General features: G+C 77.0%; 22 protein-coding genes. 7 read left to right on the top strand and 15 right to left on the bottom strand.

From position 1 onward, the window contains the following. Positions 1-54: 54 nt before the first annotated feature. Together FHN55_RS10595 and FHN55_RS10590 are read right to left on the bottom strand one after the other, a co-directional pair. Positions 55-384, bottom strand: a complete 330-nt coding sequence (locus tag FHN55_RS10595) for a hypothetical protein (RefSeq protein WP_139712278.1) — start codon at positions 382-384, stop codon at positions 55-57. 5 nt (positions 385-389) lie between these two features. Beyond that, positions 390-1,433 carry a 4-hydroxy-3-methylbut-2-enyl diphosphate reductase gene (locus FHN55_RS10590; RefSeq protein ID WP_139712292.1) on the bottom strand — a complete coding sequence of 348 codons (1,044 nt, stop codon included), beginning with the start codon at positions 1,431-1,433 and terminating at the stop codon, positions 390-392. A 178-nt stretch (positions 1,434-1,611) separates the two neighbouring features. Here FHN55_RS10590 and xseA point away from each other — a divergent pair, with 178 nt between their 5' ends. After that, entirely contained in the window at positions 1,612-2,838 is a 1,227-nt protein-coding gene (gene xseA / locus FHN55_RS10585) for an exodeoxyribonuclease VII large subunit (RefSeq protein WP_257570863.1), read from the top strand. Beyond that, complete coding sequence (locus FHN55_RS10580; RefSeq protein WP_139712277.1) at positions 2,831-3,049, top strand: exodeoxyribonuclease VII small subunit; 219 nt, start codon at positions 2,831-2,833, stop codon at positions 3,047-3,049. Before xseA ends, FHN55_RS10580 begins: the two co-directional genes overlap by 8 nt. 3 nt (positions 3,050-3,052) lie before the next feature. Here the strand turns inward: FHN55_RS10580 and FHN55_RS10575 are convergent, their stop codons facing one another. Then, entirely contained in the window at positions 3,053-3,721 is a 669-nt protein-coding gene (locus FHN55_RS10575) for a DUF4245 family protein (RefSeq protein ID WP_139712276.1), read from the bottom strand. A gap of 101 nt (positions 3,722-3,822) precedes the next feature. Between FHN55_RS10575 and FHN55_RS10570 the strand changes: the two genes are divergently transcribed. From FHN55_RS10570 to FHN55_RS10555, 4 genes are all read left to right on the top strand, one after another. Further along, positions 3,823-4,752 (top strand): carbohydrate kinase, encoded by a 930-nt coding sequence (locus FHN55_RS10570; protein ID WP_218974544.1) that lies wholly within the window; start codon positions 3,823-3,825, stop codon positions 4,750-4,752. Positions 4,753-4,827: 75 nt separating this feature from the next. Next, entirely contained in the window at positions 4,828-5,505 is a 678-nt protein-coding gene (locus FHN55_RS10565; RefSeq protein WP_306821800.1) for a carbonic anhydrase, read from the top strand. Between the two features lie 7 nt (positions 5,506-5,512). Beyond that, entirely contained in the window at positions 5,513-6,232 is a 720-nt protein-coding gene (locus FHN55_RS10560; RefSeq protein WP_139712275.1) for a hypothetical protein, read from the top strand. Positions 6,233-6,291: 59 nt separating this feature from the next. Next, the gene (locus tag FHN55_RS10555; RefSeq protein WP_139712274.1) at positions 6,292-7,728 is read left to right on the top strand and encodes a class II fumarate hydratase; all 1,437 of its coding nucleotides are present in this window, start codon (positions 6,292-6,294) and stop codon (positions 7,726-7,728) included. Here the strand turns inward: FHN55_RS10555 and FHN55_RS10550 are convergent. The 4 genes from FHN55_RS10550 to FHN55_RS10535 form a co-directional block, all read right to left on the bottom strand. Then, a complete protein-coding gene (locus tag FHN55_RS10550; RefSeq protein WP_139712273.1) occupies positions 7,694-8,794 on the bottom strand; it encodes a 3-oxoacyl-ACP synthase III family protein in 1,101 nt (366 codons plus the stop codon). The two genes, FHN55_RS10555 and FHN55_RS10550, sit on opposite strands and share 35 nt — an antisense overlap. Continuing rightward, entirely contained in the window at positions 8,791-10,128 is a 1,338-nt protein-coding gene (locus FHN55_RS10545; protein ID WP_139712272.1) for a hypothetical protein, read from the bottom strand. The genes FHN55_RS10550 and FHN55_RS10545 overlap by 4 nt, the downstream gene beginning before the upstream one ends. 78 nt (positions 10,129-10,206) lie before the next feature. After that, positions 10,207-11,301 carry a family 16 glycosylhydrolase gene (locus FHN55_RS10540; RefSeq protein ID WP_139712271.1) on the bottom strand — a complete coding sequence of 365 codons (1,095 nt, stop codon included), beginning with the start codon at positions 11,299-11,301 and terminating at the stop codon, positions 10,207-10,209. An 82-nt stretch (positions 11,302-11,383) separates the two neighbouring features. Then, positions 11,384-12,220, bottom strand: a complete 837-nt coding sequence (locus FHN55_RS10535; protein ID WP_139712270.1) for a glycosyltransferase family 2 protein — start codon at positions 12,218-12,220, stop codon at positions 11,384-11,386. 324 nt (positions 12,221-12,544) lie between these two features. On the opposite strand from FHN55_RS10535, the gene FHN55_RS10530 reads away from it, so the two are divergent. Then, positions 12,545-13,708: a glycosyltransferase family 4 protein gene (locus FHN55_RS10530; RefSeq protein WP_139712269.1), complete on the top strand. Its 1,164-nt coding sequence runs from the start codon at positions 12,545-12,547 to the stop codon at positions 13,706-13,708. Here the strand turns inward: FHN55_RS10530 and FHN55_RS10525 are convergent. The 8 genes from FHN55_RS10525 to FHN55_RS10505 form a co-directional block, all read right to left on the bottom strand. Then, positions 13,696-15,522 (bottom strand): PIG-L family deacetylase, encoded by a 1,827-nt coding sequence (locus FHN55_RS10525; protein ID WP_139712268.1) that lies wholly within the window; start codon positions 15,520-15,522, stop codon positions 13,696-13,698. The genes FHN55_RS10530 and FHN55_RS10525 overlap by 13 nt on opposite strands. Before the next feature lie 126 nt (positions 15,523-15,648). Then, the gene (locus tag FHN55_RS10520; protein WP_180357762.1) at positions 15,649-17,151 is read right to left on the bottom strand and encodes a lipopolysaccharide biosynthesis protein; all 1,503 of its coding nucleotides are present in this window, start codon (positions 17,149-17,151) and stop codon (positions 15,649-15,651) included. After that, complete coding sequence (locus FHN55_RS22655) at positions 17,148-17,369, bottom strand: hypothetical protein (protein WP_180357761.1); 222 nt, start codon at positions 17,367-17,369, stop codon at positions 17,148-17,150. Before FHN55_RS22655 ends, FHN55_RS10520 begins: the two co-directional genes overlap by 4 nt. Beyond that, entirely contained in the window at positions 17,366-19,702 is a 2,337-nt protein-coding gene (locus FHN55_RS22650; RefSeq protein WP_180357760.1) for a hypothetical protein, read from the bottom strand. The genes FHN55_RS22655 and FHN55_RS22650 overlap by 4 nt, the downstream gene beginning before the upstream one ends. 149 nt (positions 19,703-19,851) lie before the next feature. Then, a complete protein-coding gene (locus FHN55_RS10515; protein WP_139712266.1) occupies positions 19,852-21,966 on the bottom strand; it encodes a glycosyltransferase in 2,115 nt (704 codons plus the stop codon). 134 nt (positions 21,967-22,100) lie between these two features. After that, positions 22,101-22,307: a hypothetical protein gene (locus tag FHN55_RS22645; RefSeq protein WP_180357759.1), complete on the bottom strand. Its 207-nt coding sequence runs from the start codon at positions 22,305-22,307 to the stop codon at positions 22,101-22,103. Positions 22,308-22,439: 132 nt separating this feature from the next. Then, positions 22,440-23,300 (bottom strand): phospholipase, encoded by an 861-nt coding sequence (locus tag FHN55_RS10510; protein WP_139712265.1) that lies wholly within the window; start codon positions 23,298-23,300, stop codon positions 22,440-22,442. Between the two features lie 352 nt (positions 23,301-23,652). Next, positions 23,653-24,960, bottom strand: coding sequence for a PhoH family protein (locus FHN55_RS10505; RefSeq protein WP_218974548.1), 1,308 nt, complete (start codon positions 24,958-24,960; stop codon positions 23,653-23,655). Between the last annotated feature and the right edge of the window lie 94 nt (positions 24,961-25,054).

Here is a 25,054-nt window from a genome sequence, read left to right as displayed (position 1 = left end):
ACTGGGGTGCGCGAGTGCGAGATGGGGGGTGGCGCGGGGACAGCGGGGGCGGGGTCAGCGGGCGCCGTAGGCGCGCACGGCGGCGCGGACGGCGGTCAGGGCCGCCTCGTCGACGCGGTCGGCCGGCTGGTCGGAGGAGCCCAGGCGCGAGCCGACCACGTCCTCCGGCACCTCGGCCGGAGCGCAGCCGCGGTGCGCGGCCTCCTCGCGCAGCACCGCCCAGACCCGCGCCACGGCCTCGCGGGCCCGCTCGTGGGAGGCGTCCGGGACGGCCTCGCGGACCACGGGCACCAGCCAGTCGGCGTCGAAGGTGCCGGCCGGCGGTCCGAAGACCCGCTCCCCCGAGACCCAGTCGCCGCCCAGCGGGCCGCCACCAGCAGGCACGGCGGTCAGCTGGTCGAGCAGGACGACGCCGCCGCGCCCCCGCGCCCGGAGCCGCCCTTGGGCGTCAGGCCGAGGTTGGTGCGCAGCTCGCGCGGCAGCGAGAACACGAGGTCCTCGGTGGCCGTGCGGACCTCCTCCGGCTCTCCGTAGCCGCGCTCGGCCAGGGAGCGCAGCACGTCGTCGACCAGGACCTCCGGGACCGACGCACCCGAGGTCACGCCCACCACGTCGACGCCGTCGAACCACTCGTCGCGCAGCTCGGTGGCGGAGTCGACCCGGTAGGACGACGTGGCGCCGTTCTGCAGCGCCACCTCGACGAGGCGCACGGAGTTGGAGGAGTTGGCCGAGCCGACGACGATGACCAGCTCGGCGCGCGCGGCGACCTTCTTCACCGCCACCTGGCGGTTCTGGGTGGCGTAGCAGATGTCGTCCGAGGGCGGGTCGGCCAGCTGCGGGAACTTCTCGCGCAGCCGCGCGACGGTCTCCATCGTCTCGTCCACGCTGAGCGTGGTCTGGGAGAGCCAGACCACCTTGGACGGGTCGGGCACCTCGACAGCGTCGACCGAGTCCGGTCCGTCGACCAGCGTCACGTGGTCGGGGGCCTCTCCCGCGGTCCCCTCGACCTCCTCGTGGCCCTCGTGGCCGACGAGGAGGATCGAGTACCCGTCACGGGCGAAGCGCACGGCCTCGCGGTGCACCTTGGTGACCAGCGGGCAGGTGGCGTCGAGGGTGTGCAGCGAGCGGGCGGCCGCGGCCTCGCGCACCGCCGGGGAGACGCCGTGGGCGGAGAAGACGACGCGGGCGCCCTCGGGCACCTGGTCGGTCTCGTCCACGAAGACGGCGCCCCGGCGGCTGAGCACCTCGACGACGTGCTTGTTGTGGACGATCTCCTTGCGCACGTAGACGGGGGCCCCGTAGTGCTCCAGGGCCTTCTCCACCGTCTCGACGGCCCTGTCGACTCCGGCGCAGTAGCCGCGCGGCGCCGCGAGCAGCACCTGCTTGCGGCGGGGCCGCAGGTCAGCGGCGTCGGCGGTCTGCGCGCCGTCCACAGGGGCGGCGTTCGTCTCCAGCGCTGTCACCCCTCCATCGTAAGGTCGCAGCGTGGTGGAAGCCGGAGCGCAGACGGCCGAGCGGGGGTCCGGCCAGTCCCCGTCGGCCCAGCAGCCGGCCCCGGCCCAGTCGCTCCCGCCGACCGCCGCGCAGACCAGCGCCGAGCACCCCTGGCCGGTGCGGCTGCTGACCATGAAGATCAGCGACTACGTCGCGAAGATGCCGCAGGTCTGGGTCGAGGGGCAGGTGGTCCAGGCCACCCGGCGGCCCGGCACGACGACGGCGTACCTGACGCTGCGCGACACCGACGTCGACATGTCGCTGCCCGTCAGCGCGCACGTGCGCCTGCTCGACGCGCTGCCCGGCGGGCTGGCCGAGGGCGCCCGCGTGGTGGTGCGGGCCAGCCCCGAGTTCTGGACCAAGCGCGGCGTGCTGCAGCTGCAGGCCACCGACATCCGCCCCGTGGGCGTCGGCGAGCTGCTGGCCCGCATCGAGCACCTCAAGCGCGTCCTCGCCTCCGAGGGCCTGCTCGACGAGCACCGCAAGAAGCCGCTGCCCTTCCTGCCGCGCTGCGTGGGCCTGGTGTGCGGGCGCGCCAGCGCCGCCGAGCGCGACGTCGTGCGCACCGCCAGCGACCGCTGGCCGGGCGTCCGCTTCGAGGTCCGGCAGGTCGCCGTGCAGGGCACCGGAGCGGTCTCCGAGGTCAGCGCCGCCGTGGCCGAGCTGGACGGCCACCCCGACGTCGACGTCATCGTGGTGGCCCGCGGCGGCGGGTCCCTGGAGGACCTGCTGCCCTTCAGCAACGAGGCCCTCTGCCGCGCGGTCGCCGCGTGCACGACGCCCGTGGTGAGCGCGATCGGCCACGAGGTCGACAACGTCCTGCTGGACCTCGTGGCGGACGTGCGCGCCTCCACCCCCACCGACGCCGGCCGCCGCGTGGTGCCGGCGGTGGCCGAGGAGCTGTCGGGGCTGGAGGCCGCCCGCTCGCGGCTGCGGCGCACGGTGCTGCGCCTGGTCGACTCCGAGAGCACCGCGCTGGCGCAGCTGCGCTCCCGCCCGGTGCTGGCCGACCCGCGCGCCCTGCTCGCCGAGCCCACCCGCACGGTCGCCGAGGCCCGCGAGCGCGGTCGCCGGGCGCTCGAGGGCCGGCTGCGCGAGCAGGCGGGGGTCCTGGCGGGCCTGACGGCGAGCGTGCGGGCGCTGAGCCCGGCCGCGGTGCTGGAGCGCGGCTACGCGGTGCTGCAGACCGACGAGGGCCAGGTGGTCCGCTCCCCCGAGGACGCCCCGACCGGGGAGTGGCTGCGGGCGCGGTTGGCGCGCGGGTCGATCGTCGTCGAGGTGGTCGACTCGGAAGACGATCCAGAGGACGACGACGAGGGCTTCGGAGAGGACGGCGATGGCTGACGCACCGGCACTGCCCGAGGATGTCGCGCAGCTCGGCTACGAGCAGGCCCGCGACCAGCTGGTCGAGGTGGTGCGCCGCCTGGAGACCGGGGGCGCGAGCCTGGAGGAGTCGCTGCGCCTGTGGGAGCGCGGCGAGGCGCTGGCCACGCGCTGCCAGCAGTGGCTGGACGGAGCCCGCGAGCGCCTGGAGGCGGCGCGCGTCCAGGGCTGAGGGTCAGCCCTGGGCGGTCGCGGGGCTGCTGGCGGGGCTGCTCGCACCGGTGGCGCTGCTGACGGCGGCCACGGCGGCCTGCGCCAGCGTCTGCAGGTCCGCGTCGTCGCCGCGGCTGGTGACCGCCAGGGCGGGGCCGCCGCCGCTGCTCGAGGGGTCGCTGACGAGCGTGGTGCTGCGGGGGTCGGCCCTGGTCCAGACCTCCCACGTGCGCCCGGCGAGCTCCCGGGTCCCGTCGGCGGTGGCGTCCTCGCCGGCCACGCCCTCCACCCACCCGGGGGTGGCGGCGGCGGTGGCGGTGATGCCGCCGTACGCACCGGCGGGGTCGAGGTAGCCGACGTGGAAGGTGGGCAGTCCCTCGGCGGCGTCCGGCCCGAAGCGGCTGTTGGACGCCTTCCAGCCCTCGGGCAGCACGGGCACCCCCACCGGCACGCCGGCGGCGGTGGCCGAGGCGGAGGTGGCGGCGACGTCGGCGGGGGGCCGCTGGTCGCCCTGGGGCCTGGCGGTGAGGAAGAAGACCACGAGGACGAGCGCCAGCACGAACAGCATCGTGCGCAGCATGTCGCCGGGGGTCTCGAACCCGCGGGGGCGCTTGCCCGACGGCACCGGCGCGGCGGGCGGCGACGACGGCGACGACGGCGCGGGGCTGGGTGCTGCCGCGGGCTCGCTCACCCCTCCATGCTCGCACTCGGCGGGCGGGGGCCCTCGCGCTCGCCCGCTACAGTCCGCTCCCAGCGCTCGCGGGTGTGGGCGCCGGAGGAGGAGGTCACCCCGTGAGCTCGGTGCTCGTGATCGGCGAGGCGCTGGTCGACGTCGTCCACGCCTCGGACGGCGGCGTCCGGGAGTACCCGGGCGGCAGCCCGATGAACGTGGCCATCGGCCTGGCCAGGCTCGGCCGGCCCACGCAGCTGCTGGCGCACCTCGGTGACGACGAGCGCGGCGAGGGCGTCCTGGCGCACCTGCGCGCCTCCGGCGTCGAGGTGGTCGAGGGCACCGTGCGGCCCGGTGCCACCTCCACCGCGCAGGCGACCCTGGGCGCGGACGGCTCGGCCACGTACGTGTTCGACCTCACGTGGGAGCTCCCGGAGGGCCCGGCGCTGGACGCCGCCCTCCCCGAGAGCGTGCTGGCGGTGCACACGGGCTCGATCGGGTCGTGGTTCGAACCGGGCGCCGGGGCGGTGAGCCGGCTCGTGCAGCGCTACCGCGCCACCGCCACCACCACCTTCGACCCCAACCTCCGCCCCGACCTCATGGGCGACCCGTCGCTGGTGCGGAGGCGCATCGACGCCCTCGTGGAGCACTGCGACGTGGTGAAGCTGTCCGACGAGGACGCCGACTGGCTCCAGCCCGACGGCGACCACGAGGCGCTGCTGGCGGCCTGGCTGGAGCGGGGTGCGTCCCTCGCCGTCCTGACCCGGGGCGAGAAGGGCCTCGTGGCCCTGGCCCGCAGCGGCCGCGCGGAGGTCCGCGCTCCGAAGGTGCAGGTGGCGGACACGGTGGGTGCGGGCGACTCCGTCATGGCGGCCCTGGTCGACGGGCTGGCCGAGCACGACCTGCTGGGCGCCGACCGCCGCGACGCGCTGCGCGACATCAGCAACGACGACGTCCAGACGCTGCTGGCCCACGCCGCGCGCGTGGGCGCCATCACCGTCTCGCGCCCGGGCGCGGACCCGCCGTGGCGCCGGGAGCTGCTCGGCGTCTGAGCCGGCGCACCAGGGGCGTCCGTCGACGGCAGCGGGCGCCCCTGCGCGTTCCTGGTGCATCATGCGGCCGTGCCCGTGCTGCCCCCCTCCGTGCGCCCTGACAGCCCGCCGCCCTCCGCGGGGCGGCCCTCGACCCCCGCGCAGGCGTGGGCGGCCCTCGCCGAGGGCAACGAGCGCTTCGCGGTGGAGCGCAGCTCCGGCGCGGGCAGCGCCTCGCGCCGCGCGGAGCTGGTCACCGAGCAGCGCCCGTTCGCGCTGGTGGTGGGGTGCTCGGACTCCCGGGTCCCCGCGGAGTTCGTCTTCGACGCCGACCTGGGCGACCTCTTCGTGGTCCGCACCGCCGGCCACGTCGTGGACGCCGCCGTGCTGGGCTCGGTGGAGTACGGCGTGGAGGTGCTCGGCGTGCCGCTCGTCGTCGTCCTCGGCCACGAGCGGTGCGGTGCGGTGGCCGCGGCGCTGGACGCCCTCGACGGCGGGTCGGTGCCGGGCGGGTACGTCCGCGACATCGTGGAGCGCGTCGCGCCGAGCATCCTCGTGGCCCGCCAGGGCCGCGGCCGCGACGACGACCCGGCGGCCGAGGCCGCCATCGTCGGCTCCTCGCACGTCAGGGCGACGGCCAACCTGCTGGCCGAGCGGTCGACGGTGCTCGCGCGCGCCGTCTCCGAGGGCCGCGCCGCGGTGGTGGGCGCCGCCTACGAGCTGGCCACCGGCCGCGTGACGCTGCTCGAGGGCGCTGACGCCGTCTCCGCCTGAGCGCGCCGTGGACACCTGGACCGAGCTCGGCCGCGCCACCGGCGCCACCGGCGAGGTGGTGCTCCGCCGCCGCCCGGACCCCGCGTCGGGGTCCGACCTCGTGGAGCTGGTGGTGGGCGGGGTGCTCGTCATGGACGACGGCGACGCGTCCACCGAGCGCCTCCTGGCCAGCGCTGCGCTCGAGCTCCTGGGCGCCGACGGCCGCGCCGCCCCCGGCGGGTGGCGGGTGCTGGTGGGCGGCCTCGGGCTGGGGTTCACCCTCGCGCAGGTGCTCGCCGACCCGCGGGTGGCCGAGGCCGTGGTGGCGGAGCTGGAGCCGAGCGTCGTCGCGTGGGTGCGCCAGGGCCTGGTGCCCGCCACCGCGGGGGTGCTGGCGGACCCGCGCGCCAGCACCGTGGTGGGCGACGTGGCGGACGCGCTGCGCGCGGCCCCGCCCGCGTCACTGGACGCGGTGCTGCTGGACGTCGACAACGGGCCCGGCTTCCTCGTGGCCCCCGCCAACGCGCGCCTGTACGACGACGACGGCCTGGCGGCCGCCGCGGCGGTGCTGGCCCCGGGCGGGGTCCTCGCGGTGTGGTGCTCCCACGACCCGGCTGCGCTGGCGGACACCGCGCGCGCTGTGGCGGGGATCACGGACGTGCGCGTGCTGCGCCGCGTCGTGGAGCGGGAGGGCCGCGAGCTGGAGTACTGGCTGGTGGTGGGCCGGCGCGCCCCCGCAGACCGTTGACCGGCAGCTGACCGGGAGCCCGTGTCGGCGCACGTGCCGGCTCTGCGACGATCGGGACCATGGCTGACGCGAAGGGCCCGACGGTGGGCGCAGGAGACGGCGCGGAGTACCGCATCGAGCACGACACCATGGGCGAGGTCCGCGTGCCCGCGGCCGCCCTGTGGCGGGCGCAGACGCAGCGCGCGGTGGAGAACTTCCCCATCAGCGGCACCCCGCTGGAGCGCAGCCACATCGAGGCCCTCGCGCGGGTGAAGAAGGCTGCTGCGCTGGCCAACGCCGAGCTGGGCGTGCTGCCGCAGCCCGTGGCGGACGCGATCGCCGCCGCCGCGGACGAGGTGGCCTCCGGCGCTCACGACGAGCACTTCCCCGTGGACGTCTTCCAGACCGGCTCGGGCACCAGCTCCAACATGAACGCCAACGAGGTCATCGCCACCCTCGCCAGCCGCTCCCTCGGCGAGGCGGTGCACCCCAACGACCACGTCAACGCCTCCCAGTCCAGCAACGACGTCTTCCCGACCTCGGTGCACGTGGCCGCGACCTCCGCCGTCGTCAACGACCTGGTGCCGGCCCTGGAGCAGCTGGCCGCCTCGCTGGGGGCCAAGGCCTCCGAGTTCGCCGAGGTGGTCAAGTCCGGCCGCACGCACCTCATGGACGCGACGCCCGTGACGCTCGGCCAGGAGTTCGGCGGGTACGCCGCCGCGGTCCGCTACGGCGTCGAGCGCCTGCGCGCGGTGCTCCCGCGCGTGGCCGAGGTGCCCCTGGGCGGCACGGCCGTCGGCACCGGCATCAACACCCCCGCGGGGTTCCCGCAGCGGGTCATCGAGCTGCTCGCGCAGGACACCGGGCTGCCGCTGACGGAGGCGCGCGACCACTTCGAGGCGCAGTCCGCGCGCGACGGGCTGGTGGAGCTGTCCGGCCAGCTGAAGACCATCGCGGTGTCGCTGACCAAGGTCAACAACGACATCCGCTGGATGGGCTCCGGGCCCAACACCGGCCTGGGCGAGCTGCGCATCCCCGACCTGCAGCCGGGCTCCTCGATCATGCCGGGCAAGGTGAACCCGGTCATCAACGAGGCCGTGCTCATGGTCTGCGCCCGCGTCATCGGCAACGACGCCACCGTCGCGTGGGCGGGCGCCTCGGGCGCCTTCGAGCTCAACGTGCAGATCCCCGTCATGGCGCTCGGCGTGCTGGAGAGCACCCGCCTGCTGGCCAACGGCTCCCGCGTGCTGGCCACCAAGGTGGTGGACGGGCTCGAGGCCGACGTCGAGCAGGCCCGCCACTACGCGGAGGCCTCGCCGTCGATCGTCACCCCGCTCAACCGGGTCATCGGCTACGAGGCGGCGGCCAAGGTGGCCAAGCACGCCGTCGCCCAGGGCGTCACCGTGCGCCAGGCGGTGCTCGACCTCGGCTTCGTGGAGCGCGGCGAGGTCACCGAGGCCCAGCTCGACACCGCGCTCGACGTCATGTCGATGACGCGGCCGCCCTCGAAGGCGTGACGGGTCGCTCCTGCCGGGGCCGGTGCGCCCGCCTCGGCAGGGGCACCCGCTCGGCGCGCTCAGCGGGCGAGCCGAGCCACGTCAGGGCGGTGCCGGCGAGGTTCATGCCGCCGCCGAAGGCGAGCAGCAGCACCCGGTCCCCCGGGAGCAGCGCCCCCGCTCGGCGGGCGGCGTCGAGGGTGACCGGCACCGAGGCGCTGCCGGTGTTCCCGAGCTCCTCCACGGTCGTGTGCATCCGCGCCCGCGGCAGGCCGAGGGAGGCCGCCAGGCCGGCGAGCATCACGCCGTTGCCCTGGTGCGGCACCACGTGGTCCACGGCCGCCGGGTCCCACCCGGCCCCGGCGAGCACCTCGGCGACCAGGCCCGGCACGCGCTCCTCGACGAACTCCCGCACGCCGCGCCCGTCCATGCGGAACCAGTGCTGGCCCTCGGCGAGGGTCTGCTCGCTCGCCGGCAGGCGGCTGCCGCCCGCGGGCACCCCGATGAGGTGCGCGCTGCTGCCGACGCCGTGCAGCACCGCCCGGCCTACCTCGCGGCCGGCCGGCGCAGCGCCCAGCACCACGGCCCCGGCACCGTCGCCGAAGAGCACGGCGGTGCGCCGGTCGGAGCGGTCCAGGATGCGCGAGTACACGTCGGCGCCCACCACGAGCGCCGGGCGCCCGTCCCCGGCGGCCACGAGCAGCGCCCGCGCCACCTCCAGGGCGTAGACGAAGCCGCTGCAGACCGCGTTGACGTCGAAGGCTGCGGCGCCGTCGGCGCCGAGCGCCGCCTGCACCAGGCTCGCCGTGGGCGGCTGCGGGGAGTCCGGCGTGGAGGTGGACACCACGACGACGGCGAGGTCCGCCGCCGCCACCCCGGCGTCGGCCAGGGCCCGGCGAGCGGCCTCGACCGCCAGGTCGGAGGTCGCCTGCCCGGGCAGCGCGTGCCGGCGCTCGCGGATGAGCGTCTTGGCCTCGATCCACTCCGGGGTCACCCCGGCGGCCTCGGCCACCGGGCCGTTGGGGACGACGACGGGCGGCAGGTAGCTGCCCGTGCCGAGCACCCCGACGCCCGTGCCGCCGCTCATGCCAGGACCTCCGCGCGACGGGACGCGGCCCGCTCGAGCACCGCCACCGGGTCGCCCGTGGCCAGCCGCACGGCTTCCGCCATGCGAGCGGTGTCGTAGACGGCGCCGTGGAAGGACAGGGAGAGGTTGAGGTGGCCGCGCAGCTCGGTGAGCGAGGCCGTGACGCCCTCGGCGGGTGCGGGCGTGGACACGGACGTGGCCGTGGCCCGCGCTGCGGGCCCGTCCCACGGCAGGTCGGCGAGCGCGGGGTGCTGCATGCTCGTCACCGCCAGCACCGGGCGGGGACGGGCGGGCACCCGCTCGCCGGTGGCCGTGCGGGCGGCGCGCGTCCGCGGCAGCAGCTGGCGCGCCGCGCCGAGCGTCATGGCGCTGAGGGGGCGGGCCGCCTCCACGGCTGAGCGCAGCGCGGTGGTGATCTCCCGGGCGTCCCAGCGCTCACCGACCGGCAGCTGGAGACCGGCCACGAAGTTCCCGTGCACCGCGGCGCCCGGCGGCAGGTAGCGGCGGGCGTCGACCAGCACGGTGGGCGGTCCCTGCGGCGGCAGGCCGACCGCGGCGAGCGCAGCGCCGACGAGCACCGTCTGGACGGCGACGCCGGAGGTGCCCTTCCCCTGCGCCCTGCGCCAGGCGGTGAGCTCGGCCAGCTGCGCCTCGCCCATGACGGCGTGCACGGCGGTCGTGGACGGGCGCAGGAGCGCGCGGCCGGCGTCGTCGTCCTGCTCGCCACCGCCGCCCGCGCCGGTGGAGGTGGCGGACGAGGCAGCGGCGGCGGCGCGGACCGCGGCGAGCGTCAGGGCCACCCGGCGCGGGTGGCGGCCGTAGTGGTGCGCCAGCGCGCGCAGCAGCGGCGACGTCAGGTCGGGCTGCTGCGTCCAGGCCGGCGGCCGCCCGGTGCGCGCCACCTCGAGCAGCGCCGCGGGCAGGCCGAGCATGAGGCCGCCGTCACCGGCGGCGTGGCAGATGAGCAGCGCCAGGTGGCGCCCCGCGACCACCCAGCGCACCGGCACGTCGTCGGTGCGGTGGGCCTCCAGAGCGCGGGCGAAGGCCGAGAGGCCGACCTCGTCGGGGCCGGGCCCGTCGTGGACGAGCACCGCCCGCCGTGCCAGCTGGGCGACCGGCAGCCCCGCGGCCACCCAGCGCCCGCGGGAGGCGTCCAGCGCCTGGCCCAGGCGCGCGGCGGGGAACGCCTCGGCCAGGGCCCCCGCCGCGGCCACGAGGTCCTCGTGCGGCGGCAGGTCGAGCGGCCCCAGCACGATGCTCGTCCGGGTGCCGCTCCACAGCAGGTCCCTGGTGCCCAGGCGCTCGGTCGCGCCCGCCGTCGTGGTGTCCCCCATGTCCTGCTCCTCCCGGGTGGCGCGGTGCGCGCGCGTGGTCCTGTGCTCTCTGCGGTGCTGCGGTGGGGTGCGCCGGGCTCAGGTGCCGTCCGGGTACCAGATGGAGACCCAGTCGACCTGCACCACGGCGTCGCGGGTGGCGTCCCACCCGGGGCGCACGTAGCCCTGCAGGACGAGGTGCATCGGGTCGACCGGGACGTCGGAGGAGCGCATGAGCCGCACCCCGTCGAGGAAGTAGGTGACGCCGGACGGGGTCCACTCGACCGTCGCCACGTGCCACTCGCTCCACGGGGCGGTGGTCTCGGCGCTGCCGCAGTGGGCCTCCGGGTCGCCCGGGCAGTGGTGGTAGGCGCGCACGCCGCCGTCCAGGGCCCCCTCGGCGAAGTCGATCTCGCCCTCGTCCCAGACGTTGGAGTCGGGCCAGGCGAGGAAGGCGGCGTGGTAGCCGCGCGAGGCCGCCTCGCTGCGGAAGCGCACCGAGTAGCGGCCCCCGACGTGCCCGCCCCAGCGGCCGTCGACGAGGGGGACGATCCCGGAGACCAGGGGGACGCCGCCCTCGGTGCGCCAGCGCATCCGCAGCGCGCCGCCGGAGACGGAGAGCACGTCGTCGCTGTACGCCCCGACCTCGAAGGTGTCGGGGAAGCCGTCGTAGGCGTGCCAGCGGTCCCCGTAGGCGCTGGAGCTGAACGAGCCCTCGGGCACGTCGGTGTCGAAGCCGTCGGTGAACACCTGGTGCCACCCGGCCAGGTCGCCCACGGGCAGGGCGGCGCCCGCGGCCTGCGCCGAGTCCGGGGCGCTGCTCCGCACCCCGCCCGAGGCGGACGTCTGCACCGCGGCGCTCCACGGCGAGCTCGCTCCCCCGGACCCCGCAGGGGCCTGCGACGCCGGCGCGGACGGCGCCGGCGCGGAGGGCGCGGGACCACCGCCCGGGCTCTGCGCCGACGACGACCGACCCGCCCCTGCGGCGGGGGCGGAGGCCGCGGCCGCGGTGCCGCCGGCCGCCGCGCTGCCGGGGGCCTGCACGCCCCAGCTCGTGGTGACGTGGACGAGGGCGCCCGCAGCGCTGAGCGCGAGCACCCCGGCGGTGACCGCGGTCCACCGGCGCGCGGCGCGCGAGGGGCGCGGCGCGCGGCGGAGCCGCCGGGGGGCGCCGCGGTCCGGCGGTGAGGTCACAGCAGTGCTTCGGCCGCCGGCCGGGACGACCGGAGGGCGCCCTGCGCCCTTCGGGTGACCCCCGTGCGGGAGCCGGGTCGGCTCAGGCGTGGGTCAGCTCGCCGCTCAGGTCGGCGGCGGTGAGGTCCAGCTCGGCGCGCTGGGCGGGGATCGCCGCGGGCAGGGCGCTGGAGGCAGCGCTGCCGGAGGTGCGGCCGGAGCGGGTGGCGCGGCGGCGCTCGTCGAAGATCGTGCCGAGCACCCGGAACCCGTCGCGGAAGGTGTTGAGGTTGCTCACGCCGTAGCGGCGCTCGGCCTCGAAGCTGGCGACCTCGGTGATCTTCTTGCCGGCGACGGCCACGCGGACGTTGATCATCGTCTCGATCTCGAAGCCGTCGCCCCACTGCGCGGCGGTGGTGCCGTGCGCGGTGGGCAGCGCGAACGCGGCCACGCAGTCGCGGCGGAAGGCGTTGTAGCCGTAGCAGAGGTCGCTGTAGCGCGAGCGGAACAGCGCGTTGGTGAGCGCGTTGAGGCCCCAGTTGCCCGCGCGGCGCAGGCGCGTGATGTCGTCGCTGCCGCCGCCGGGGGCGAAGCGGGAGCCCTTGGCGTAGTCGGCGCCGGCGTCGAGCGCGGCGGTGAAGTCGGCGATCTCGGCCGGGTCCATCGACCCGTCGGCGTCGATCATGACGATGTAGTCGCCGGTGGCGGCCTCGAAGCCCGCCGCGAGCGCGTTGCCCTTGCCCTTGCGGGTCTGGCGGACCACCACGCAGTCGGGGCGGACGGCGAGCGCGGCCTCGACCGTGCCGTCGACGCTGTTCGCGTCCACGAGGACCACCTCGGTGACCTGCTCGGGCAGGCGCTCGAGCACCCAGCCGACGTTGCGCGCCTCGTTCTTGGTCGGGATGACGACGCTGACGGTGGCGGCGCTGGTGCTGGTCATCGGTGCTCCCCCGGGACGTGCTGTGCTCCTCGGGTTCCGGTTTCGCCACTCGCTCCCCCGATCCGCACGCGGCGACCAGTCCGCGGATCGGGATCCTCGCGTCTCCCGGTGGCCTCGTCGGCCACGGGTGAACACTCTCAGTCACCTCGCCGCCGTCACAATGCGTGATGAGCACTGTCACCCGGTCAGCGCACGGGGTGACGACACGTCGACGAGCTGATCACCGCGGGCCACCAGGCGTCGTGCGTATCCCGCCCTGGGGACACCGACCCAGCAGTGGTGATCACGCTCCGTGCTCGCCCCCGGCTGCGTAGGGTCCGCCGTGTGCGGATCGTGCTCGACGTCCTGGAGCCCAGCCGCCTCGGCGGCATCGAGGTCACGCTCCTGGAGGACGTGCGCGGCCTGTCCGCGCGGGGCCACGACCTGCACGTGGTCCACGGCCCGGCGCGCTACCGGCCCGCGCCCGGGGACCTCCACGACGACCTGCTGGCGGCGGGCGCGCACCTGCACGGCCCGCACCGCGTGGCCTGGTCCCCGGGACGCACCCCCTCGGACCTGGCCGCCTACGCGGCCAGCGCTCGGCTGCTGCGACGGCTGCGACCCGATGTCCTGTGGGTGCAGCGCTTCGAGCACCTCGCCTGGGCCCACGCCGCCCGCTCGGCCACCCGGACACCGCTGGTGTGCCACCTGCACCACGCGCCCATGTACCGCCGGCCCGTCCAGCGGCTGCTGGCCGCCGGCGTGGGTCGCCACCTGGCGGTCTCCGAGTTCACCCGCCGGCAGTGGGTGGACGCCGGCCTCCCGGTGGACAGGGTCGGCGTGCTGCACAACGCGCTGCCCGCGGGCGGCTACCCGCCGGGCGGGGCGCAGGAGCTCCGGACGGCCCGCGAGCAGCTGGGCCTGCCGGCCGAGGCCCGCGTGGTGCTGCTGTACGGCCTGCTCGTGGAGGGCAAGGGCGCCGGCGTGGTGGCCCGGGCGTGGCAGGAGCTGCAGGCCGCGGAGCCGTCAGCCCACCTGCTCGTGGCCGGTGACGTCCCGCAGGGGCACCCGGACGGCGGGCTGCCGGGCGTGCTCGAGGCCGCCGTGGCGGCGGGCCGGGCCACGCGGCTGGGCGTCCAGCGCGACGTCGTCCCGCTGCTGCACGCGGCGGACGTCGTGCTCTTCCCATCGCTCATGGCGGAGTCGTTCGGCAGGGTGCCGCTGGAGGCGCTGAGCACCGCCAGACCCGTGGTCGCCTCGCGCACCGGCGCGGTGCCGGAGGTGCTGGCGGGAGCCCCCGAGGGCCTCCTCGTGCCGCCGGGTGACCCGGCCGCGCTCGTCGCGGCCGTGCGCTCCCTGCTGCGGTGGCGCGACGACGACGACGGGCTCGGCGACCGCCTCGCCGCGCTGGCGCGCCGCTTCGACGCCGAACGGCGCTGGGACGCGCTGGAGGCCGAGCTGGCCTCGGCCGCCGGCCAGCCGCCTCCAGGCCCGGGTCAGGAGGCGTAGGCGAGCAGCTCGGACAGACCCGCGTTGCGGGTGGTGGCGCTGACCGAGGTGGTGGTCAGCCGCAGCGACGTGGTGGCGCGGGGTGCGAAGGCCACGGTGGTGGCGCTGCCGTCGTCGGCGAGGGCCGGCACGGCGACCCGGGAACCGTCGGAGAAGGTCAGCACAGCACCCGTGATGCGGTCGTCGGTGTTCGGCCTGTCGTGCAGCACCACCCGGCCGAGGGTGACCGGCGCGGACCACGCCAGGGACAGGGTCGCGCCGGCGCCGCCGCCCGCGCTGGCCCACTCGGCGGTGTGGTCGCCCGGGTAGCCGCCGAGCACCCCGTCGACGGCCTTCGCGGCCGTCTGGCCGGTCGCGCTGCTCTGCGAGCTCGCGGTGGCGGTGGCGGAGCGCGCCAGGTCGACCGCCGGGGCGGGGGTCGGCGTGGTCGTCGGCGTGGTCGTCGGGATGCCGGTGCCGGCCGGGGTCCAGGCCTGCAGCTCGGCGAGACCGGCGTTGGCGGTGGTGGCGCTGACGGATCCGACCCTGAACGTGAGCGAGGTGGTGGAGCGGGCGCTGAAGGTGACGGGGGTGGCCGCCCCGGCGTCGTCGAGGGCTCCCACGGCGACGGTCGTGCCGTCGGAGAAGGCGAGGGTGCCGCTCGTGACGCGGTCGTCGGCGTTGGGCCTGTCGAAGAGGACCACCGAGGACAGCACCACCGGCGACGCCCAGGTCAGCGTGAGGGTGCTGCCCGCACCCCCGCGCTGCGTGGCCCACTCGGCGGTGTGGTCGCCGGGGTAGCCGTCCACCACGCCGTCCACCGCCTTCGCCGCGGTCTGCCCGGTGCCGGCGTTCTGCGAGGAGGCGGTGGCCGTCGCGGTGCGCGCCGCGTCGCTGCTGGCCGTCGGGGTCGGCGCTGCCGAGGGCAGCGAGGTCCCGGAGACGTGCTGGCGGGCGAGCCAGCCGGCCTCGTACTTCCCGGAGCACGCGGAGGTGCTGCCGCACATCTGGTCGTCGTAGGGCGCGTAGGCGTACAGGGCGTCCTGCTTGGCGGCGAGCGCCGCGCCGGTGACGTTGGCCGGCAGGTCGTTGACCGGGTAGCCGTAGTAGCCGACCACGGGCGCCTGGCTGGCGGCGGCGTCGCGGGCCAGCACGGCGACCTTCGCGACCGCGTGGTGGTCGGGGTGGTCGACGTCCCCGGCGTGGGAGAAGTCCTGCGTGCGCACCGCTGACGGGGCCTGCGCGCGGATGACGGCGGCGACGGTCGCCACGAGGGAGTCCGCGGTGTAGATGGCGCTGGGCGTCCCGGTGGTGGAGATGGTGGTGCGGCCGCCCTGCAGGAGCGCGGGGATGCTCGACCAGCCGTAGCGCGAGGAGCCCTGGGCGTCCAGGCCGCCGTCGGGCAGCCGCAGGTAGACCATCGTCAGGGGCCGGTCGGACAGGCTGGCGGTGGCGACAGCGGTGCCGGCGAGCGTCGTGGTGCCGGTGGTCCAGGTGCCCGCGGACCGGGTGGCCGTGGACCACGCGGCGCGCACGCCCGCCTCCCGGCTGCGCGGGTAGCTGCTGTCGCGCCCAGCGTCTCCGGACGTGGCGTAGACGATGGTCGTGCAGGTCCCCGCGGCCAGCTCGGAGGACAGCACCGGGTTGAGGAAGAAGAGGTCGTCGTCGGGGTGGGCGACCACGGCCACCGTCCCGCCCGTGCACGACGCCGCCGGGGCGGCCGCGGCCGGCGGTGCACCGGCTCCGGCGGGCGCGCCGCCCACCAGCGCCAGCGCGGCGGCGCCCGCTGCCAGCAGGCGCACCAGCGCACCGCGGCCCGTCGTCACTGCCAGCACGTCGCCTCCAGGGTCTGGCCCGCGGTGATCCGCGGATCGTCACTCACGGTAAGGAACGGAGGTTGCTCAGCGTGAGGACCAGGCGTCGGAGCCACCCGTTCGCCGTGGCGCGCACCCGATGGGACGTCACTGCGCGTCGTCGTCCAGGTCCTCAGCGGGCTCCGGGGCGCGCTGCGCCCGGCGCAGGGCCACCCACAGCCACGGCAGGCACGCCAGCGCCGCCGCGGTGCGCGCCGCGACCCAGGCGGGGTCCTGCGGGAGGGCCACCGTGGCGAGGGCCACCGCCGTGGCCGACCCCACGAGCAGCCACGTCCGCGCCGGGGTCGCGGGCAGCCGGACGGCGCGCGGCAGCAGCGCGCGCTGCACCACCGCCTGCACCCAGAAGGCCACCACCGTGGACGCCGCCGCGCCCGCCAGCCCCCAGTGCGGCACCAGCACGACGTTGAGCACGGTGTTGACCACCGCCGCCAGCGCCGCGGCCACCGCCAGCGGCCGGCTCCGGCGCACCGTGATGAGCGCGCGGGTGGTGGCCAGCGAGGTCACCACCGGCAGCCCCGAGAGCACCACCAGCGCCACCACGAGCAGCAGCCCCTCGGGCGCGAAGCTGGGTGGCGCCAGCACGCGCAGCGCCAGCGGAGCCCCGAGCACCACCCCGAGCACCACCGGGGCGAAGAGCAGCAGGAGGTGGTCGCGGCTGGCGCTGATCAGCGCCCACCGGCGGCGCTCGTCGCGGACGTCGGCGATCCGCGCCGCCCACGCCTGGCCGAGCAGGACGGCGAGGGTCACCGACAGGAAGCCCACGGTGTACGCCACCTGGTACCGGCCGGCCTCGGCCGACCCCAGCAGCCGCTGCACCACGAGGCGGTCACCGGCGTTCAGCACGAAGACCGACAGGCCGCTGAGCATCAGCGGCAGGCCCAGCGCCACCGACCGCCGCACGAGGCGGTGGTCGGCCACGCCGCGCAGGTCCGGGCGCACCGCCACCAGGCCGACCCCCACGGCCAGCACCTGCCCGGCCACCACGCCCCACGCGTACGCCTGGGCGCTGCGCTCCACCAGCAGCACCGCCGCCAGCCCCAGCACCTGGCTGCCCACCGAGGCCGTGGCGCTGGCAGCGGTGAAGGCCACGAGCCGGTCCTGCGCGGTGAGCAGCGCGAGCACGAGGGCGGTCGCGGCGGCGGGCGCGGTCCAGAGCACGGTGGCCAGCACCAGCGGGGTGAAGCCGCCGAAGCCCAGCGCCGGCGCCCAGAGGGGCCCGGTCAGCCCGCTCAGGACGGCGGTGGCCGTGGACAGCACCAGGCCGACGCCCACCAGGCGCCGGGCCCCGGCGTCGTGGCCGTCCTCGGCGCGCTGCACCACCAGGGACTGCTCGAGCCCGGCGGTGGAGAGGACCACGAGCACCTGGTGGACGGCGAGGGCGCTGGCCATGAGGCCCAGTCCCGCCGGCCCGAGCAGGTGCGCCAGCAGCGGGGAGACCAGCGCCGCGGTCACCAGGGGCAGGGCCGAGACCAGCGCGTAGACGGCGCCCCGGCCGAACAGGTCGGCCCGGGCCGCGGCCGCTGGACCCGCAGGAGCTGCAGGACCCGCCAGCTCCGCCGCGGGGGCGGCGGGCTCGAGGACGGCGCTCACGAGGAGACCGCCGACAGCAGGCGCACCAGCGTCGCGGCCACCGCCACCGCGGCCGCGGCCCCCAGCGCCAGCGCCACCGGCCCCGGGCGGGCGCTGGCGCCGCCGCGCGGGACGCGCAGCTCGCGCAGCACCGACGTCGCGACCACCAGCACGGCGGCCAGGACGAGCGCGGCTGCGCTGAGAGCGGTGGCGGGACCGAGGGCTGCAGAACCGATCACGAGGCGCCTCCCGGCAGGTCGGAGCGGCGCAGCAGCACGACGTCGCCGTCGTCCACCTGGGCCGTGTACTGCCCGGACGCGAGCAGCTCGCGCTCGACCGCGTCGAGCCAGCCGGGTGCGCGACCGTCGGCGTAGACGCCCTGGGCCTGCTGGGTGGGGGTGAGCAGCAGGTAGTCGGGCCGCTGGTCGAGCACGCAGGCCGCGGGCGCCTCGTCGCACGCTCCCGTGCTGTCGGTGGGCACGCCCACCTCGACGTCACCGCTGAGGGTGCGGGCCGTCATGAGGTAGGGGGCGTTGCCGAGCGAGGCCACCCAGGTGCCGGAGGGGACGGTGGCCAGCAGGTGGTCGGCCACGGCCAGCTCAGCGGTGCTGGTGCGCTCGAAGGAGGCGTTCAGGCCCCGGGTGGTGGTGGCCGCGACGCCGCACACCACGACGGCGGTCACGAGCACGCCGGTGGTCACCGGGCTGCGCCGCCGCGTGGCCCCGCTGCGCCCCGAGCTGGCCGTGGTGCCCCGGCGCTCGGCGTGGCGGGCGCGGCTCGGGGGCGTGCGCAGCGGGGTCCGGCGCGGGCGGCGTCCGACGCCCACGGTCCGGGGGGCTCTGGCCGTGGCTCTGGCTCGCAGCGCCACCACCAGCCGCACCAGCGCCTCGGCGGCCAGGGGCGCCAGCAGCGGGGTGGCCAGCAGGAAGCACCGGATGACCACCTCCCCGCCGTAGCTCTGCACGGCCACCAGGCCGAACGGCAGGGCGGCGAGCGCCCCCACCAGCAGCGCGCCGCGGCGTCCGCGGCGCAGCCACCAGCCGGCCACCGCCGTCAGGGCCAGGGCGCCGGAGGTGGCCAGGCGGACGACCTGCCCGACCTGGTGCAGGGGCACGTCACCCACGCGGGCCGCCACGCCGCCCTCGACGGCGGCGGAGACCTGCCCGACGTCGCCGAGCAGGGCGGCCAGGTGGCCGGACCAGTAGCCCTCGGCGCCGAAGCTGAACCACGCGGTGAAGGCCAGGCCCGCCACCAGCCACAGGGTGCGGAAGCGGGTGGCCCCCAGCGCGGTGATGACGACGAGCGCGCCGATGGCCACCAGCGGCGTCAGCTGGTGGGTGACCACCATGGCCAGCAGCACCAGCCACAGGAGGGCCTCGGTGCCCCAGACCGCGGCGCGGCGGGTGCCCGCCGGCACGGCGGGCGTGGTGCGCCACGCCCCCGCGAGGGCCCGCAGGCGCTGCACCGGGGTCCCGGTGGCCGGAGCGGGCGCGACGGCCCGCCACCACCACAGGAGCACCGCGAGCGCGGTGGTGAGCCAGAGCACCGCCACCGCCTGGGGGGCGAAGTAGTCCTGCTGGTACCAGTCGGTGAGCACCACGAGGAACAGCGCCAGCCAGGCGCTGGCGGCGCGACCCGTCACGGCGCGGGCGATGACGAACAGGGGCGCCAGCACGAGGACGTCCAGGACGACGGGGGCCGGCGCGAGCAGCACCGTCGCGTCGGGCAGCCCGCCCACGGCGACGACGTGGGAGGTGGCCGCGAAGAAGCCCGCCCAGCTCATGCGCGCGTCGAACGGCGGTGGGAGCACGCCGGTGGCGCTGATGAGGTCCGCGAAGCCGCGGTGCACCCAGGCCGTGGGGGTGGAGACCTCGCCGGTGGCGGCGCTGAGCAGCGACGTCTGCGAGACCACCACGAGGAGCAGCGCCGGGAGCAGCACCGCGGGGTCGGGGCGGCGCCCGAGCAGCCCGACGGCGACGACGACGCCGGTCAGCGCGAAGCACGCGAGCAGCGGCCAGCCGACGGCCTGGACGAGCCCGAGGTCACCGATCGCGGAGGTGTCGAGGGTCGTGGCCTGCAGGACGAAGAGGCCGGCGGCCACGGCCGTCCCGGCCCAGCCGACCAGCCGTCGCCGGACCCGGCTGCCGGCGGTGCTCGACGGCACGGGGAGCGCTGCGCGCACAGCGGGACGCGCCCGCGCCAGCAGAGCGCGCAGCGCCCCGGGGGGCGGGCTCGGCGACCGCAGCGCGGCGAGGACGGCCAGGGCGGCGGAGGCGGCGAGCACCCCGGCCTCGGTGGCCAGGGGGGCCCACGCACCGGCGAGGAGCGTGCCCAGCGCGAGGAGCACGGTCACCGCCAGCGAGGTGCTGGTGGCCAGCGCCGCACCGAGCGCCCGGCTCTGGGGGCGCAGCAGGAGCACGAGGGGTGTGCCGGGCAGGCACAGCGCGGCCAGCGCCGCGACGGTCCCGCGGACCGGCAGCGGCACCAGCCCGGCCGCCCACCCCGGGGCGGACGGGGCGCCGGACCAGGCCACCAGGGCCGTGACCAGGCACAGCGCAAGGGTCGCCAGCACCAGGCACCGCTCGAGCAGTCCGCGGGTGACTGGACGGCGCGGTCTCACGAGCCCGGCCCGCGGCCTGGGGAGCGACGGAGCGGCTGCGGCGCCACCGCGGGCGGCGCCGGTGGACCCGGCCGCGACCGGGCGGGCCCCGGTGGCGGCGCTCACGCCGTCGAGGGCGCCGCGGAGCGCCCCCGGCGCTGGTGGGGGGCAGCGCCCGCGTCGGGGGCGGCCGCCCCCACGGCCGCGCGCCGCTGCACCGCCACCCGTCGCGACCGCAGGTACAGCCCCGGTCCCTGGAGGTAGCCGACCAGCTCGTGGCCGACCAGGGCCAGCGGCATCTCCGCCGGCTTCTTGGCGTTCTTGGTGGAGGACGGGGCCAGCAGCGTCCACACGCCGCGCGGCACGCAGAGCAGCACGTCGCGCGCGGGTCGGCCGCCGCCGAGCACGATCTTCGTGAGCACGGCGGACATGCCCACCCCGTAGCCGCGCATCTGGGCGCGCAGCGCCTCGTAGGTGTCGCGGTGGAAGTGGCGCACGACGGCGGTGGGGCTGTAGACGGCCACCCGGCCGTCGAGCAGCACGCGGCGGAAGACGTCGAGGTCCTCCCCGCCCTGGGCCGGGCTGCCTGCGCCGAGCGCCTCGTCGAAGCCGCCCAGGGCCCGCAGCGCGGCGGTCCTGAAGACCATGTTGTTGCCGCTGCCCACCTCGCCGGAGGTGTAGGGGAAGAACGCCGAGCGGTGCCCGGGCTCCCCCAGCCCACCCGGCACGGCCACGCCCTCCAGCGCCCAGGTGGTCTGCACGAGGCCCTTGTCGAAGACACCGGCCTGCTCGAACCACTCCTGCTCGACCGTGGCGACCTCGGCGGCGAGCACCCGGCCCGTCACCAGGGCCACGGCGCCGGTGGTGTCGCGGCGCAGGACGGCGAGGAGCTCGGCCAGCCAGGTGGGGTCGGGCACGGCGTCGTCGTCGGTGTAGGCGACCAGCGTCCCGCGGGCGGCGGCCAGCCCGGCGTTGCGGGCGGCGGACAGGCCGCGCACCGGCTGGGCGAGCAGGCGCAGCCGCGGGTCCTCGACGAGCGCCGACGACGAGGGCTGCGCGAGCAGCGCGGCGACGCGTCCGGACGCCGGGTCGTTGTCCACCAGCACCAGCTCCAGGTGCGGGTGGGTCTGCCCGAGGACGGCGGCCACCGTGCCGACCAGGCGGGGGTCGCGGCCGAGGGTGCAGACGACCACGGTCACCAGCTCGTCGCGGGCCACCCGGGCGTCGGGCGGGGAGGCGGGCCGCGGCAGCGCGGCGCCCGCCGCGCCGGCGGACGGGGCGGAGGGTCCCGAGGGGACCGCCGGGTGGGTGGTGGCGCGGCCCGCGAGGTACCCGGAGGCCGTGACGGCGAGGCCCGCCACCAGGACGGCGGCGCGCGCCAGACCGCTGGCGTCGCCGCGTAAGGCGGCGCGGGCCTCCCGGGCCAGGGCTCGGGGCAGGACGCGGGCCACGTAGCCGCGCTCGCTGCTCAGCGCCGCGCCGGCTCCGGCGGCCCGGGCCACCTGCGCCTTGGACCGGCCCTCGTGCCAGCAGCGGGAGAGCAGGTAGCGCACGCGCTGGCGCGCGGCGGGCACGGTGTGGTCGACGGCGAAGGCCGTGGCGCGCGGCGTGCGCGCCCCGGGGAGCTCGGCCCGCACCCGGATGCCCATGAGGGTCTCCTCGCAGCCCACGGGCAGCGTGCCGACGCGCCCCAGCTCCGTGGAGAAGCCGCCGGCGGCGGCCAGCGCCGTGCGCCGCACGGCCATGCAGGCCCCGATGGGGTTGCGGACGGCCTCGCCGTCCGCGGGCAGGCCCTCGTAGTCGCAGCCGACCACCCAGCCGAACTCGGCGGGGAACCAGCGCGGCGCTCGCCCTCCCTCCCAGTCGGCGTGCACGGCCCCGGCCACCACGGCGACGTCGGGGTCGGCGGCCGCGGTGCGCAGGCCCGCGATCCAGCCCGGGCGCGGCAGCGCGTCGTCGTCGAGGAAGACCAGCAGCTCCGCGGTCGTCGCGCAGACACCGGTGTTGCGCGCCCCGGACAGCCCGCGGGGGCCGGTGCTCTCCACCACGACCACCCCGTCGGGCACCGCGGCGGCGAGGGCCGCGGCCAGCTGGGGGGCGTGGTCGACCACGAGGACCACCTCGTCGAGGGGACCGTCGCACTGGCGGCGGGCCTCTGCGACGGCGGCCAGCACGGACGCGGTGCGCTGCGGGGTGTACGCGCAGACGACCACGGCGACGGCGGGGGCGTCGTGCACGAGGACTCCTCGGTTCGTCGAGGAGGCCGCGCCGGTCGAGCACCGGCGTCGTCAGGACCGCCCCTCCCCCGGTACTGCGGCAGGAGCGGAGATCACCTGAACACCGCGCCGGGGACGGGAGCCCGCTCAGCGCATCATCGACCCGATCGGCGCAAGAGGCGCACGAGCCCGTCCACCAGCCGGGCGACCTTGCCGGACTCGCGCGCGTAGCCGGTGGCGCGGCGGTCGACGAACGCCTCGCAGCCGCACAGGCCGCAGTCTGCGCCGCGCCGGTAGTGCTCGTGGGCCTCGCGCTGGTGCCCGCAGCGCGCGCAGGGGGCGGTCGTGCGGGCGTCGCTCACCGCTGCAACCTACGGCAGCGGCACCCCGCCGGGCGGCGACCACGCGCGGCGGTGAGCACCGCCGCGCGCCAGCACGCTGGTCAGCGGCTCGTCGGCGGCTCGTCGGCGGCTCGTCGGCGGCTCGTCGACGGCTCAGTACCAGTTGACGGCCTGGCTGTGGGCCCACGCCCGGCAGGGGGCGCCGTAGGAGCTGGCGATGTAGTCGAGGCCCCAGGCGATCTGCACGCGCGGGTCGGACTCCCAGCCCTCGCCGTGGGAGGCCATCTTGGCCCCGGGCAGCGCCTGGGGGATGCCGTAGGCGCTGGAGGTGGGGTTGTCGGCGGACCACTTCCAGCCCGACTCCTTGGTCCACAGCCGGTCCAGGCAGGAGAACTGCTCGGCCCCCCACCCGCGCTCGGCCGCGAGCGGCCGGGCGACGGAGCGCGGATCCGCCTGGGCGGCCGCGAGCTCCGCTGCGGCCCGCTCGGCGGCGCGCTGCGCCTGGGCGGCGGCCACGGCGTCCCGGGCCTGCGCCGCGGAGCGCTGGGACGCGGCGGCGGCGAGGGAGGCGTCAGCGGCGTCAGCGTCGGCCTGGGACAGCAGCTCCTGCACCTGCTGCTGGGCACGGGCCACGGGGTCTGCCGGGTCGGCGGGCGCCCCAGCCGGCTGGTCACCCGGCTGGTCACCCGGCTGGTCCGCCGGCTGACCGGGGGGCGCCGAGGGCTGGTCGGCGCTGAGGCGGTCCTCGCTGCGGCTCGCGGCGCTCCCCCGCTCGCTGACCAGCTCCGCCTGGAGGGCGGCGGCCTCGGGCGGGGCGGCCGCCGCCTGCTGCTCCGCCCCGGCGGCGCCCGACGACCCGGCCGAGCGCCACACCTGGGCCACCCGCTGCGCCGTCAGGTCCTCCTGCGCGGAGGTCGCGGCCTCCTGCTTGGCGGGGCCCACGAGGGTGCCACCGGTGGCGGTGAGCACCACGGCGCCAGCTGCGACCACCCCCGCGGCGGCGCGCAGCGGCACGAATACCGGACCGCGCGCCCCCTCGGCTGGGTGGGCACGACGACGACGGGGACGGAGCACTCAGGACCTTCCGGGCGGCGCACCTCGCACGCGGCGCGCAGGAGTGCCCCGGGTGGTCCGCTGGGACCCGGGGGAAGGGCGGGCCTGGTGCGAGGACGCAGGGTCAGGGCGCCGGCACCTGCACCGTGGCAGGTGGGCTCCCCGGGTGACCCGGAGCGCTGTCGTGGACCGACAGTGCCATCCGGCTGCCCGGTCTGTCCAGGTTCAACCACCCTCGTCCGTCCGGGTGACCTCTGTCTCCACAGAGGGTGACCTGGTCACCCCGACACGTGACGGGGACGTGAGCGGTGCGTCACACCTCGAGGACGTCCATCATCTCGGTGACCAGGGCCGCCACCGGAGACCGCTCCGAGCGGGTCAGCGTGACGTGCCCGAACAGCGGGTGGCCCTTGAGCGCCTCGATGACGGCGGCGACGCCGTCGTGGCGGCCCACGCGCAGGTTGTCGCGCTGGGCGACGTCGTGCGTGAGCACCACCCGCGAGTTCTGCCCGATGCGCGAGAGCACCGTCAGCAGCACGTTGCGCTCGAGGGACTGGGCCTCGTCGACCACCACGAAGGCGTCGTGGAGGCTGCGGCCGCGGATGTGCGTCAGCGGGAGGACCTCGAGCAGCCCGCGCGCCATGACCTCCTCCACCACGGCGGGGCTCACCAGCGCCCCGAGGGTGTCGAAGACGGCCTGCGCCCAGGGGTTCATCTTCTCGGCCTCCGAGCCCGGCAGGTAGCCGAGCTCCTGCCCGCCGACGGCGTACAGGGGCCGGAAGACCATGACCTTGCGGTGCTGGCGGCGCTCCATGACCGCCTCCAGACCGGCGCACAGCGCCAGCGCCGACTTGCCGGTGCCGGCGCGCCCGCCGAGGGAGACGATGCCCACGGAGGGGTCGAGCAGGAGGTCGATGGCGATCCGCTGCTCGGCGCTGCGGCCGTGCACCCCGAAGACCTCGCGGTCCCCCTTGACCAGGTGCACCTGCTTGTCCGCGCCCACACGGCCCAGCGCCGAACCGCGCGGGGACAGGAGCACCAGGCCGGTGTGGCAGGGCAGGTCGCGGGCGGGCTCGAGGTCGAGCGCGCCGCCGTCGTAGAGCTCCTGCACCTGCTCGGTGCTGGCGTCCACCTCCACCACGCCGGTCCAGCCGGTGTCGACGGGCCCGGAGGCCACGTACTCCTCGGCGTCCAGGCCCACCGCGGAGGCCTTGACGCGCATGGGGAGGTCCTTGCTGACCACGGTGACGCGGTGGCCCTCAGCGGCGAGGTTGGCGGCCACCGAGAGGATGCGGGTGTCGGCGTCACCCAGCCGGAAGCCGTCGGGCAGGCCCGCGGGGTCGGTGTGGTTGAGCTCCACCACCAGCGTGCCGCCGTCCTCCCCGACCGGCACCGGCGCGTCGAGGCGGCCGTGCTCCACGCGCAGGTCGTCCAGGAGGCGCAGGGCCGCACGGGCGAAGTAGCCCAGCTCGCTGTGGTGGCGCTTGCCCTCGAGCTCGGTGATGACCACCACCGGCAGCACCACCTGGTGCTCGGCGAAGCGCAGCAGCGCCTTCGGATCGGCCAGGAGCACGGAGGTGTCGAGCACGAAGGTCCGCACGGTCGGCGCCGTCGGGGGCACCGGCGAGGAGACGGACTGCTGGACGGCCGAAGCGTCGCTCACGAGACCGACGCTAGCCCCGATGACCGACAGCGCGCGGGAGGAACGCCAGGAA

The sequence above is a fragment of the Streptomyces sp. NP160 genome (genome assembly GCF_006335115.1).
In the GTDB taxonomy this organism is placed as follows: domain Bacteria; phylum Actinomycetota; class Actinomycetes; order Actinomycetales; family Quadrisphaeraceae; genus Quadrisphaera.
Note: the sequence above shows the minus strand (reverse complement) of the source record. Positions and strands in the feature narration are given on the sequence as shown.